We start from the raw sequence: 13,087 nt of genomic DNA on the forward strand, positions 1-13,087 counted from the left end.
GTGACACATGTAGCGGACTAATACTAATAGCTCGAGGACTTATCCAAAAAAGAAACGAGTCAATATTGACAGCGAGTCGGTTTCTTGTTAGAATATATAGGTATTCAATTTTGATTGGATAATCAATCATAGTTAAGTGACGATAGCCTAGGAGATACACCTGTTCCCATGCCGAACACAGAAGTTAAGCCCTAGCACGCCTGATGTAGTTGGGGGTTGCCCCCTGTTAGATATGGTAGTCGCTTAGCATTTATCCGCCATAGCTCAGTTGGTAGTAGCGCATGACTGTTAATCATGATGTCGTAGGTTCGAGTCCTACTGGCGGAGTTTAAAAGCGGTAGACGATGAGCAACTCATTGAGTTGCTTTTTTTGTGCATTCATTTGGACATTTTTGTCATGTTCCTTTTTCCTAATCCTTTCTATAATAAGGGTACCTTAACAATAAAAAGGAAAAAGGAGATCGTAACAGTGGATTTTGAACGCTATTTTCAAACGGTTAAACCAATTATTTTAAAATTACGCCGTCATTATTTTGTTAAACTCTGGGACTATGAGGATTGGATTCAAGAAGGTCGAATTGTTTTCTTTCAACTCTTAGAGGAACATCCAGACCTCTTAATTAATGAAGGCAAACGCTATAGCTACTTTAAAACAAAATTTTCTAACCATGTTAAAGATACTATCCGCCATCAGGAATCCTTTAAAAGGAAATTTAATCGCATGCCTTATGAGGAAATCGGTGATATTAGTCACTGTGTACCCCAGATATCTTTCTTTGAAGTCGCAGATTACGTGGCTTATCAGGATAGCTTAGCACGTTTACGAAGAACATTGGGAAGAGAAGACCGACTGAAGTTGGAAAAAGTGATTCGTGGGGAACGTTTTGAAGGGAAGAAAGCCTTTTTAAAAAGCATTGAACCGTATTTCTCAGATTTTAGACCATAAGAAAAGACCAGAGGATTCTGGCCTTTTGCTTACTCTTCTGCGCGGAAGAAGGCTTTGTTTTTAGTTGAAAACATGAATATTTGTCCTAAATAATCAAAAATGATTCGCTAAAAACGAATTATTTTGCTAATTAAATGGAACTTTTCAGAAAATTGTGGTAAAATTGAACAAATATTAGTTTTGGAGGCTTCTCATGAAAGCAATTATTACTGTTGTCGGAAAAGATAAAGCAGGTATTGTAGCAGGTGTTTCAGCTAAAATTGCTGAATTTGGTTTGAATATTGATGATATTTCTCAGACTGTTTTAGATGATTTCTTTACAATGATGGCTGTTGTTTCATCTGATGAAAAACAAGATTTTACAAAATTACGTTCTGAATTTGAAGCTTATGGAGAAACTTTGAACGTCAAAATTAACATTCAAAGTGCAGCGATTTTTGACGCCATGTACAATATTTAAGGAGGCTAATTGTGGATATTAGACAAGTTACTGAAACGATTGCAATGATTGAAGAGCAAAATTTCGATGTTCGTACAATTACTATGGGAATTTCTCTTCTTGATTGTATTGATCCTGATATTAACAAAGCTGCCGATAAAATTTACAAAAAAGTTGTCGAAAAAGCTGGTTCACTCGTAAAAGTTGGTGATGAAATCGCCGCCGAACTTGGTATTCCGATTGTAAATAAACGTGTTTCTGTAACACCAATCTCAATTATTGGTGCTGCAACTGATGCGACAGATTATCTTCCTCTTGCCCATGCTTTGGATAAAGCTGCACATGAAATTGGTATTGATTTCATTGGTGGATTTTCTGCTTTGGTTCAAAAAGGTTACCAAAAAGGTGATGAAATTTTAATTAATTCTATTCCTCGTGCACTTGCTGAGACAGAAAAAGTATGTTCATCAGTCAATATTGGTTCAACAAAATCAGGTATTAATATGACTGCCGTTGCTGACATGGGACGTGTGATTAAAGAAACTGCTCAATTGTCTGATTTAGGCGCTGCGAAATTAGTTGTGTTTGCCAATGCGGTTGAGGATAATCCTTTCATGGCTGGTGCTTTCCATGGTGTTGGTGAAGCGGATGTTGTCATTAATGTCGGTGTTTCTGGTCCTGGTGTTGTCAAACGTGCTCTTGAAAAAGTTCGCGGTGAAAGCTTCGATGTTGTTGCAGAAACTGTTAAGAAAACAGCCTTCAAAATTACTCGTATCGGTCAATTAGTTGGTCAAATGGCTAGTGAACGTTTAGGGGTTAAATTTGGTATTGTTGACCTTTCACTTGCTCCTACACCAGCTGTTGGGGATTCTGTCGCTCGTGTTCTTGAAGAAATGGGACTTGAAGCAGTTGGTACTCACGGTACAACTGCTGCACTTGCGCTTTTGAATGACCAAGTTAAAAAAGGTGGAATCATGGCTTGTAACCAAGTCGGTGGTCTATCAGGTGCTTTCATTCCAGTTTCTGAAGATGAAGGAATGATTGCTGCTGTTCAAAATGGTTCTCTTAATTTAGAAAAACTTGAAGCTATGACAGCTATCTGTTCAGTTGGTTTGGATATGATTGCTATTCCTGAGGATACTCCGCACGAAACAATTGCTGCTATGATTGCTGATGAAGCTGCTATTGGTGTTATTAATCAAAAAACAACAGCTGTTCGTATCATTCCTAAAGGTAAAGAAGGCGATATGATTGAATTTGGTGGACTTCTTGGTGCTGCACCAGTGATGCGTGTTAACCATAATTCGTCTGCTGATTTCATTCACCGTGGAGGTCAAATTCCTGCGCCTGTCCATAGCTTTAAAAACTAATCTGTTAATCATTTTTAGTCATAAAATATCTAGGGTGAAAGTAATTTTTGCCCTAGATTTTTGTTTGAAATCCTTCTTTAAAAACTTGTCTTTTTCCTAATTAAGATTGTGTTTTGGACGAAGGAGCAAAGCGAAAAATATGTTATAATAAAGTGGCATTAAAGTCTTAAATTACTATTTATTTTGTTATCACTATTTCTGTTTGTTTCTAGTTTATAGGAGGAAGCCAATGGTAAAAACAAGGTTGTATATTGCTCGTCATGGTAAGACAATGTTTAACACAATCGGTCGTGCACAGGGTTGGAGTGATACTCCGTTGACTGCTGAGGGTGAACGTGGTATTCAGGAACTTGGTGTTGGCTTAAAGGCTGCGGGTTTGACATTTAAGGAAGCTTTTTCAAGTGATAGTGGGCGGACTTTGCAAACAATGGAAATTATATTGCGAGAATGTCAGCAAGAGGACATTCCTTATACGCGTGATAAACGTATTCGTGAGTGGTGCTTTGGTAGTCTAGATGGAGGATATGACGGTGAGCTCTTCAACGGTGTTCTTCCTCGAGTTTTTGATAAGGATATGACAAAGCTGTCTTACGAAGAATTAGCCAAGGGCATTTACAAAGTCGATACTGCTGGTTGGGCTGAAACTTGGGAAGAGCTAAGTAGTCGGATTTTAGAAGGTTTTACTGCTATTGCTAAAAAGATTGAAGCATCAGGCGGCGGCAATGCCATTGTAGTGAGTCATGGTATGACTATTGGTACATTTTTGTGGTTAATTGACCCTACGACACCAAGAGGTCTTGGACTAGATAATGGTAGTGTAACAGTTGTTAGTTTTGAGAATGGCAAATTTATTATTGAATCGATTGGAGATGTTAGTTATCGTCTCAAAGGTCGACAATTATTAGAAGAAAGAAAAGATGAGAAAAAAGCGTAGTTTACCAACCTTAATATTAGGGTTATTAGTTATTATCATTTTTATTGTTGGAATTTTTGTTTTCGTTCAAGGAAATCGATTGACGTTAAAGGGAAATGCAAGAAATGCTTCTACTTCGGTGAGTCAAAGTTCATCAGCTAAGTCCCCTTCAGTAGCTGCTAAGAAAAAAGTAGCGAATTTACCTGATGTTTCAACCAAAGATTGGCAATTGGTCTTGGTAAATCGTGACCACATCACGCCAGAAATGAATCCTGATTTGACGCAGATTGATAATATTACGGTTGATTCACGTATTGCTGATGATGCTCGTAATTTCTTGGCTGCAGCGCAAGCTATTGACGCTAGTGAACACTTGATTTCTGGTTACCGAAGCGTTGCGTATCAGGAAGAATTGTTTAATTCATATGTATCGCAGGAAATGGCTGCTGACCCAAGTTTGACACAGTCTGCGGCAGAAGATTTGGTTAAGACGTATTCACAACCGGCTGGGGCTAGTGAACACCAAACTGGTTTAGCCATGGATATGAGTACTGTTAATTACCTCAATCAAAGTGATGTTGATGTTGTGGAAAAAGTAAAAGCTATTGCACCTGAATATGGATTTGTTCTTCGTTTTCCAAAAGGAAAAAGTGAGTCAACAGGTGTTGATTATGAAGATTGGCACTTCCGTTATGTTGGTAAAGAATCAGCAAAATACATGACTGATAATAATCTTAGCCTTGAAGAATACATTGCTTTGTTGAAGGAGAATAAACGATGAAATCTCGATTCTCTTTTGTTCAATTTCTTGTATTTTTGGCTGTTTTGGTTCTAGGTATTTTTTCACCGCTGTATGCTCACCGAGCAACACCTAGTGCAAATAAAACAGAAAAAGTTTCCTATAATAAGTCGGAATTTTTTGCTGACATTGCACCAACGGTTCAAGAAGTGGCAGAAGCTTATGGCGTGCGTCCGTCATTGGTGATGGCACAAGCAGCGTTAGAATCTGATTATGGTCAAAATTTGCTAGCTGTAAAATATCATAATCTCTTTGCTGTTTTTGCGCAGCCAGGAAATAAACCTGTGACTTTGAAATACAAACGTTATTTTGTCAATGAGTGGCAAACTGAAATTGGCCAATTTGCTGTTTATAAATCTTGGGATGATGCTATTTACGATTATTTTGATTTGCTGAAATCAGGTAAAATTCGTAATAGCGAAGGTGCTTATGACGTTATGGTTTCTAACAAAGGGTACAAGAAACCAGCACAAGCACTGCAAGATATGGGCTTTAGTTCAGACCCCAATTATGCGAGTAAATTGATTGCTATTATTGAAGAAAATGACTTAACAACATATGATAAATAAAAAATTAGCACTCTAGTAAAAAGAGTGCTAATTTTTTATGCTTTTTCCTTGACACTGCTTTTTAGAGGAGTATAATAGAATTATAAATTAGCAGTCGAGGTAAATGAGTGCTAAAAGTTGAAAGGGGCGAGGTTATGATTACACAACGTCAAAGTGAAATTCTGAATTTAATCGTTGAATTGTTTACACAGACGCATGAACCTATCGGCTCTAAAACTTTGCAAGCAACTATCGATTCAAGTAGTGCTACCATTCGTAATGACATGGCTAAACTTGAAAAGCTAGGGTTGCTTGAGAAAGCTCACACGTCTAGTGGACGGATGCCAAGTGCTGCTGGATTTAAGTACTTTGTTGAGCATTCATTGAGTCTTGATAGTATCGATGAACGTGATATTTATCAAGTGGTTAAGGCTTTTGATTTTGAAGCTTTTAAGCTTGATGATATTTTACAAAAGGCAAGTCAAGTCTTGGCTGATATGACTGGTTATACATCAGTGATTTTGGATGTTGAACCAGCCCGCCAGAAATTAACTGCCTTTGATATTGTTCAACTATCAAGTCATGACGCTTTAGCTGTTTTAACTTTGGATGAATCTAAACCAGCAACCATTCAGTTTGCCATTCCGAAAAACTTTATGTTGAAAGATTTGGTGACTTTGAAAGAAATCGTTGATGAACGTTTGCTTGGTCGCACGGTGATGGATATCCATTATAAGTTACGAACAGAAATTCCACAGGTTTTGCAAAAGTATTTCACAGTGACAGATAATGTTTTGGATTTGTTTGATTATATTTTTGCAGAATTGTTCAGAGAATTGGTTTTTGTAGCTGGTAAAGTTAATTCGCTTGATTATGCTGATTTGGAAACTTACCGTTTCTTGGATAATGACCAACGAGTGGCGGTTGCGCTTCGCTCTTCAATGAAAGAAGATGAAATTGCCAATGTTCAGGTTGCAGATAGTCAAGAGCCAGCTTTAGCAAATGTGACTGTTTTAACACATAAGTTTCTGATTCCTTATCGTGGATTTGGGCTCCTTAGCTTGATTGGTCCCATTGATATGGATTATCGCCGAAGCGTTAGCTTGGTTAATGTTATCGGGCGAGTTTTAGCGATGAAACTTGGTGATTACTACCGATATCTTAATAGTAATCACTACGAGGTCAACTAAGTTTAGTAATTGAATTAAATTGATAAAAAGATAGGGAGGGACACAGTGTCAGAAGAAATTAAAAACGAAGAACTTCAAGAAGAAGTTGAAGCCACTGATGTTGTGACTGAAGAAAAAGTAGAAGAGCAGCCTCAAGAAGATGCTCAAAATGAAGAATTACAAAAAGCACTTGAGCGTGCTGAAGATTTTGAAAATAAATACCTTCGTGCTCATGCTGAAATGCAAAATATTCAACGTCGTGCTAACGAAGAACGTCAACAATTGCAAAAATACCGTTCACAAGATTTAGCAAAAGCTATTTTACCAAGTTTGGATAACTTGGAACGAGCTCTTGCTGTTGAAGGTTTGACTGACGATGTAAAAAAAGGTCTTGAAATGACACGTGATAGCCTGGTTCGTGCACTTAATGAAGAAGGTGTTGAAGAAGTGGTTGTTGAAAACTTTGATCACAACTTGCACATGGCAGTTCAAACACTTCCAGCGGATGATGAACATCCAGTGGATAGCATTGCACAAGTTCTTCAAAAAGGTTATAAACTTCATGAACGCTTGTTGCGTCCTGCAATGGTTGTTGTTTACAACTAAATGCAAATGACCTGACCGCAATGTCATTAAACTATAACAAAAAGCATAAAAAAGATAAATTCATATAAAAAAGAGGGGTAGAACATGTCTAAAATTATTGGTATTGACTTAGGTACAACAAACTCAGCTGTTGCAGTTCTTGAAGGAACTGAATCAAAAATCATTGCAAACCCAGAAGGTAACCGTACAACTCCATCAGTTGTTTCATTCAAAAATGGTGAAATCATCGTTGGTGATGCTGCAAAACGTCAAGCAGTGACAAACCCAGATACAGTTATCTCTATCAAATCTAAAATGGGTACTTCTGAAAAAGTATCTGCAAATGGTAAAGAATACACTCCACAAGAAATCTCAGCAATGATTCTTCAATACCTTAAAGGTTACGCTGAAGATTACCTTGGTGAAAAAGTAACAAAAGCTGTTATCACAGTTCCTGCATACTTCAACGATGCTCAACGTCAAGCAACTAAAGACGCTGGTAAAATCGCTGGTCTTGAAGTAGAACGTATCGTTAACGAACCAACTGCAGCTGCACTTGCATATGGTCTTGATAAAACTGATAAAGATGAAAAAATCTTGGTATTTGACCTTGGTGGTGGTACATTCGACGTATCTATTCTTGAACTTGGTGATGGTGTCTTTGACGTACTTGCTACAGCAGGTGATAACAAACTTGGTGGTGACGACTTCGACCAAAAAATTATCGATTGGTTAGTTGCTGACTTCAAGAACGAAAACGGAATTGACCTTAGTCAAGATAAAATGGCTCTTCAACGTTTGAAAGATGCTGCTGAAAAAGCTAAAAAAGATCTTTCAGGTGTTACTCAAACACAAATCTCACTTCCATTCATCACTGCAGGAGCTGCTGGACCTCTTCACTTGGAAACAAGCCTTTCACGTGCTAAATTCGATGATTTGACTCGTGACCTTGTTGAACGTACTAAAACTCCAGTTCGTCAAGCTCTTTCAGATGCCGGTCTTTCAATCTCTGAAATCGACGAAGTTATCCTTGTCGGTGGTTCAACTCGTATTCCTGCCGTTGTAGAAGCTGTTAAAGCTGAAACTGGCAAAGAACCAAACAAATCAGTTAACCCTGATGAAGTAGTTGCTATGGGTGCTGCTATCCAAGGTGGTGTTATCACTGGTGATGTTAAAGACGTCGTACTTCTTGATGTTACTCCATTGTCACTTGGTATCGAAACTATGGGTGGTGTATTTACAAAACTTATCGACCGTAACACTACTATCCCAACTTCTAAATCACAAGTCTTCTCAACAGCTGCTGATAACCAACCAGCTGTAGATATCCACGTTCTTCAAGGTGAGCGTCCAATGGCTGCTGATAACAAAACTCTTGGTCGTTTCCAATTGACTGATATCCCAGCTGCACCTCGTGGTATCCCTCAAATCGAAGTAACATTTGATATCGATAAAAACGGTATTGTATCTGTTAAAGCTAAAGACCTTGGTACTCAAAAAGAACAACACATCGTTATCCAATCTAACTCAGGTTTGACTGATGAAGAAATTGAAAAAATGATGAAAGATGCAGAAGCTAACGCAGAAGCTGATGCTAAACGTAAAGAAGAAGTTGATCTTCGTAACGAAGTTGACCAAGCTATCTTTGCAACAGAAAAAACAATCAAAGAAACTGAAGGTAAAGGTTTCGATACAGAACGCGATGCTGCTCAAGCTGCTCTTGATGAATTGAAAGCTGCTCAAGAAGCTAACAATCTTGAAGATATGAAAGCTAAACTTGAAGCTCTTAACGAAAAAGCTCAAGCACTTGCAGTGAAAATGTACGAACAAGCAGCTGCAGCTCAACAAGCAGCACAAGGTACTGAAGGTGCTCAATCAGCTGATTCATCAAACAACAATGGTGATGACGTTGTTGACGGTGAATTCACTGAAAAATAATTGAGTCTTCTAGACAGATTTACATTGGGTTTGAAACTCAGTATGTTGAAAATATAAATCTAAATGCAGAGGTTGCAACCCAGCCTCTGCTTTTGGGTAGATAGCATAAGTAGATAGCGACCGTAAGTCGCTTGAATGAACAAGCCTTTTGTGGCGAGAGTCAGATAAGCTTGTTTATAAAAAACCTTCTAATCAAATAGAAAGGAAAAGTGTTCAGAAATGAACACGAGCCAGGGATGGTGTCAAAAGGGAGATATAAACATCTTTTATTCAATCTCCTATTTTGACGACATCTAACGGCTTAATATCATAATTATGAACAATACAGAATTTTACGATCGTTTGGGTGTTTCTAAAGACGCTTCGCAAGCTGAAATTAAAAAAGCTTACCGCAAAATGTCTAAAAAGTATCACCCAGATATTAATAAAGAACCTGGTGCAGAAGAAAAATATAAGGAAGTTCAAGAAGCCTATGAAACTTTAGGTGATGAACAAAAACGTGCGGCTTATGACCAATATGGTCCTGCTGGTGCCAACGGTGGCTTCGGTGGTGGAGCTGGCGGTTTTGGCGGGTTTGATGGAGCTGGTTTCGGTGGATTTGAAGATATCTTCTCAAGCTTCTTTGGCGGAGGCGGCGGAATGCGTAATCCAAACGCACCTCGTCAAGGGGATGACCTTCAATACCGTGTTAATTTGACATTTGAAGAAGCTGTCTTTGGTGTTGAAAAAGAAGTAGCTTACAACCGAGAATCAACATGTTCAACTTGTCATGGCTCAGGTGCTAAACCAGGAACTAGTCCCGTAACATGTAGCCGTTGTCATGGTTCAGGTGTGATTAATGTCGATACGCAAACACCACTTGGTATGATGCGTCGCCAAGTGACATGTGATGTCTGTCATGGTACAGGTAAAGAAATCAAAGAACCATGTCATACATGTCGTGGAACAGGACACGAAAAGAAAACACACAAAGTGTCTGTTAAAATTCCAGCAGGTGTTGAAACTGGTCAACAAATTCGCTTGCAAGGACAAGGTGAAGCTGGCTTTAACGGCGGTCCTTATGGTGATCTTTTCGTTATTATCAATGTCTTGCCAAGCAATAAATTTGAACGTAACGGTTCAACAATTTACTACACAATGAACATCAGTTTTGTTCAAGCTGCGCTCGGTGATACTGTTGAAGTACCAACGGTTCATGGTGATGTTGAAATGACTATCCCAGCTGGTACTCAAACAGGTAAAACTTTCCGACTTCGCGGTAAAGGTGCTCCTAAATTGCGTGGCGGTGGCCAAGGTGACCAACACGTTACAGTTAATATTGTGACACCAACAAAACTTAACGATGCACAAGTTGAAGCACTTAAACAATTTGCGCAAGCAGGTGGCGATAAAGTTGGAAATCCTAAGAAAAAAGGTTTCTTTAATAAAGTAAAAGATGCCCTTGATGGTGAATAATTGAAAATTAAAAACAGAGGTTGGAGTCTATTTTCCAATCTCTGTTTTTGAATAAGGAGGGAGATTATGAAAGAATACTTTGTTAAGGCTCAAAATGCTTATATGCGTTATCAAGATTTTTCAGGTGACGGTAGTCCGATTTTATTCATTCATGGTTTAGGTTGTGCGGGCTCTTTTGATTACGGTGAAGTTGTTTCGCAGGAATGCTTAAAAAATCATCGCTGTTTGCTTGTTGATTTATTGGGAGCAGGGTACAGTGATAAGCCAGAAAGATTTGACTATCGTATCAGTTCACATGTTACGTACTTGAAGGATTTTATTGAGACATTGAATTTAGCAAATCTGACAGTTTTTGGGCATAGCTTGGGTGGTCCAATTGCTATTGAATTAGCCAGCATTTGCTCAGACAGAATAGAAAAGTTAATTTTAAGTGAACCTAATTTAGATCCGAGTGCTTTTGGAAGCTCGAGTTTTGAAATTGCAAGCTTTTCAGAAAAAGAATTCATTGATTTCGGATTTTGTAAAGTATTAGCAGAAAGCAAAAATTCAGGTAATAGTATGTGGGCAGCAACTTTGGCACAGTGGTCACCTTATGCAGTTTATCGAATGTCTGTCAATGCTGTTCAGGGCGGCAAAACATCTTGGCGCCAGATGTTATATGATTTGAATTTACCTAAAGCAGTGATTTTTGGAAGAAAATCATTGCCGGATAATGACTATACAAGTTTAGCAGAGACAGGTGTGTCTTTGAGAATTGTTGAGGATGCAGGGCACTCGATGGCTTGGGAGAATCCTTCTGGGCTTGCTCAAGCAATTGTGGCTGCTTTGAAAGATTAATAGTATGCAGAGGTTGGAGTCTATTTTCCAATCTCTGTTTTTATGTTAAAATCTGTACGGGGACAGTCTGTTCTAAATTTTCTGGAAAGTCCTCTAGGAAGATGATAAAATACACACATGGTAAGATATAAAGCAACAATTTCATATGATGGTAGGCTTTTTGCCGGTTTTCAGCGTCAGCCGAGTGAACGTTCGGTTCAAGAAGAACTTGAAAAGACTTTACAGAGGCTAAATAGTGGTCAGCCAGTTAAAGTACACGGTGCTGGTCGCACGGATTCTGGGGTTCATGCTTATGGGCAAGTGGTTCACTTTGATTTGCCGCAGGCGCGTGATGTGGAGAAATTACGTTTTGGTTTGGACACACAATCTCCGGAAGATATTGATGTGGTGAAAGTTGAACAAGTCAGCGATGAATTTCATTCACGTTACAATAAGCATAGTAAAACTTATGAGTTTTTAGTTGATGCAGGGCGTCCTAAGAATCCTATGATGCGCCATTATGCAACACATTATCCTTATCCACTAGATTTAGCTTTGATGCAAGAGGCTATTCAGGATTTGGTAGGAACTCATGATTTTACAGGTTTTACAGCTTCAGGTACATCTGTTGAAAATAAAGTTCGCACGATTACACGAGCAACGGTTGATATTGACGAAAAAACAGGCTTCTTTGTCTTTACCTTCAGTGGAAATGGTTTTCTTTATAAACAAGTCCGCAATATGGTGGGGACTTTATTGAAAATTGGAAATGGTCGTATGCCAGTTAGTCAGATTAAGACGGTGTTAGCTTCTAAAAATCGTGATTTGGCTGGACCTACGGCAGCAGGTAATGGGCTTTATTTGAAGGAGATTATTTATGACGAATAAGTACATTTTGGCAATTTCTGGCAATGATATTTTTAGTGGTGGTGGGCTTTATGCTGATTTAGCAACCTACACAACTAATCATTTGCATGGCTTTTTAGCAGTGACTTGTTTAACAGCTTTGACAGACAAAGGTTTTGAAGTTTTTGCGACAGATGACGAGGTGTTTGATCATCAATTAAACAGCTTAAAAGATGTTCCTTTTTCAGGAATTAAATTAGGTTTGTTGCCTAATGTTAGACTGGCTGATAAGGCGCTTGAATTTGTTAAAGAGCATAAAGAAATTCCGATTGTACTTGATCCGGTTTTAGTTTGTAAAGAAAAACATGATGTGGAAGTTTCAGCTCTGCGTGACGAGCTTTTGAAATTTTTCCCTTATGTGACGATTATTACTCCAAACTTGGTTGAAGCGGAGCTATTGACCCAAATGACTATCAAGACTTTGGACGATATGAAGGCAGCTGCTAAACGTTTAGTTGACTTAGGTGCCAAAAATGTGGTCATCAAAGGCGGCAATCGATTGAGCAAAGAGCAAGCTATTGATGTCTTTTATGACGGTAAGAATTACGAGGTGTTTGAAACAGCTGTGCTTGATACGAATAATATTGGTGCAGGGTGTACTTTTGCGTCAAGTATTGCGAGTCAATTGGTTCTTGGAAAATCAGCTAAGGAAGCTGTTGCGGTATCAAAAGACTTTGTTTACCAAGCTATCCGTCATTCAGATAAATATGGAGTGAAACAAAATTATGACGAAAAATAAGACACGCGATTTAACGGTAATGGCGGTTTTGGCGGCGCTTTGCGTTGTGCTTGCCTATATACACATTCCAACGCCAACAGGTTATTTAACCCTTCTTGATGTTGGGATTTATTTCACAGCTTTCTATTTAGGGTCTAAGTCAGGAGCTGTTGTGGGTGGTTTATCAGGCTTTTTGATTGACCTTTTGTTGGGCTATCCACAGTATATGTTTCATAGTTTGATTGCCCACGGTGCACAAGGATTTTTTGCTGGTTGGACAGAGAAAAAACGTATTTTGGGATTAGTTCTTGCAAGTATTTCAATGGTTGCTTGGTACTTCTTAGCGGCATTGCTTTTAGGATATGGTTGGGGTGCTGCTTGGGCTAGTATTCCAGGAAACTTACTCCAAAATATTTTTGGCATGTTTGCAGGTTATTTGATTTTTCTATCGTTTGAAAAAGGAATTAACAAAAAATAGATTAGTA

The 13,087-nt window shown here is 38.5% G+C and carries 14 protein-coding genes, 1 tRNA gene and 1 rRNA gene; all 16 read left to right on the top strand.

Annotated elements, in window-relative coordinates; all coding sequences use genetic code 11:
* Window positions 1–132 precede the first annotated feature (132 nt).
* The 16 genes from rrf to BMX18_RS08325 all read left to right on the top strand — a co-directional run bounded on the left by rrf (window position 133) and on the right by BMX18_RS08325 (window position 13,080).
* Window positions 133–248 (top strand): 5S ribosomal RNA (gene rrf / locus BMX18_RS08250).
* A 5-nt stretch (window positions 249–253) separates the two neighbouring features.
* Window positions 254–327: transfer RNA gene (locus tag BMX18_RS08255), tRNA-Asn, on the top strand.
* Between the two features lie 142 nt (window positions 328–469).
* A complete protein-coding gene (locus BMX18_RS08260; protein ID WP_093815957.1) occupies window positions 470–946 on the top strand; it encodes a sigma-70 RNA polymerase sigma factor region 4 domain-containing protein in 477 nt (158 codons plus the stop codon).
* A gap of 193 nt (window positions 947–1,139) precedes the next feature.
* Window positions 1,140–1,406, top strand: coding sequence for an ACT domain-containing protein (locus tag BMX18_RS08265; protein WP_021141631.1), 267 nt, complete (start codon window positions 1,140–1,142; stop codon window positions 1,404–1,406).
* Between the two features lie 11 nt (window positions 1,407–1,417).
* The gene (locus tag BMX18_RS08270) at window positions 1,418–2,755 is read left to right on the top strand and encodes a PFL family protein (protein ID WP_093816022.1); all 1,338 of its coding nucleotides are present in this window, start codon (window positions 1,418–1,420) and stop codon (window positions 2,753–2,755) included.
* Window positions 2,756–2,984: 229 nt separating this feature from the next.
* The gene (locus tag BMX18_RS08275) at window positions 2,985–3,689 is read left to right on the top strand and encodes a histidine phosphatase family protein (RefSeq protein WP_074561382.1); all 705 of its coding nucleotides are present in this window, start codon (window positions 2,985–2,987) and stop codon (window positions 3,687–3,689) included.
* On the top strand, window positions 3,673–4,449 hold the full coding sequence (locus tag BMX18_RS08280; RefSeq protein WP_093816024.1) for a M15 family metallopeptidase: 777 nt from the start codon (window positions 3,673–3,675) through the stop codon (window positions 4,447–4,449). The genes BMX18_RS08275 and BMX18_RS08280 overlap by 17 nt, the downstream gene beginning before the upstream one ends.
* Window positions 4,446–5,036, top strand: coding sequence for a glycoside hydrolase family 73 protein (locus BMX18_RS08285; RefSeq protein ID WP_093816026.1), 591 nt, complete (start codon window positions 4,446–4,448; stop codon window positions 5,034–5,036). The genes BMX18_RS08280 and BMX18_RS08285 overlap by 4 nt, the downstream gene beginning before the upstream one ends.
* Window positions 5,037–5,170: 134 nt before the next feature.
* On the top strand, window positions 5,171–6,205 hold the full coding sequence (gene hrcA, locus BMX18_RS08290) for a heat-inducible transcriptional repressor HrcA (protein ID WP_039696007.1): 1,035 nt from the start codon (window positions 5,171–5,173) through the stop codon (window positions 6,203–6,205).
* Window positions 6,206–6,250: 45 nt separating this feature from the next.
* Window positions 6,251–6,790 (top strand): nucleotide exchange factor GrpE, encoded by a 540-nt coding sequence (gene grpE / locus BMX18_RS08295; RefSeq protein ID WP_039696008.1) that lies wholly within the window; start codon window positions 6,251–6,253, stop codon window positions 6,788–6,790.
* An 84-nt stretch (window positions 6,791–6,874) separates the two neighbouring features.
* On the top strand, window positions 6,875–8,707 hold the full coding sequence (gene dnaK / locus BMX18_RS08300) for a molecular chaperone DnaK (protein ID WP_074561379.1): 1,833 nt from the start codon (window positions 6,875–6,877) through the stop codon (window positions 8,705–8,707).
* Between the two features lie 315 nt (window positions 8,708–9,022).
* On the top strand, window positions 9,023–10,162 hold the full coding sequence (dnaJ, locus tag BMX18_RS08305; protein ID WP_074561378.1) for a molecular chaperone DnaJ: 1,140 nt from the start codon (window positions 9,023–9,025) through the stop codon (window positions 10,160–10,162).
* 66 nt (window positions 10,163–10,228) lie between these two features.
* Window positions 10,229–10,999 (top strand): alpha/beta fold hydrolase, encoded by a 771-nt coding sequence (locus BMX18_RS08310; RefSeq protein ID WP_074561377.1) that lies wholly within the window; start codon window positions 10,229–10,231, stop codon window positions 10,997–10,999.
* Between the two features lie 117 nt (window positions 11,000–11,116).
* On the top strand, window positions 11,117–11,866 hold the full coding sequence (gene truA, locus BMX18_RS08315) for a tRNA pseudouridine(38-40) synthase TruA (protein WP_074561376.1): 750 nt from the start codon (window positions 11,117–11,119) through the stop codon (window positions 11,864–11,866).
* Entirely contained in the window at window positions 11,856–12,623 is a 768-nt protein-coding gene (locus BMX18_RS08320) for a bifunctional hydroxymethylpyrimidine kinase/phosphomethylpyrimidine kinase (RefSeq protein WP_093816028.1), read from the top strand. Before truA ends, BMX18_RS08320 begins: the two co-directional genes overlap by 11 nt.
* The gene (locus tag BMX18_RS08325) at window positions 12,610–13,080 is read left to right on the top strand and encodes an ECF transporter S component (RefSeq protein WP_093816030.1); all 471 of its coding nucleotides are present in this window, start codon (window positions 12,610–12,612) and stop codon (window positions 13,078–13,080) included. The genes BMX18_RS08320 and BMX18_RS08325 overlap by 14 nt, the downstream gene beginning before the upstream one ends.
* Window positions 13,081–13,087 lie beyond the last annotated feature (7 nt).

Source organism: Streptococcus sp. 45 (genome assembly GCF_900108865.1).
Classification (GTDB): Bacteria; Bacillota; Bacilli; order Lactobacillales; family Streptococcaceae; genus Streptococcus; species Streptococcus ruminicola.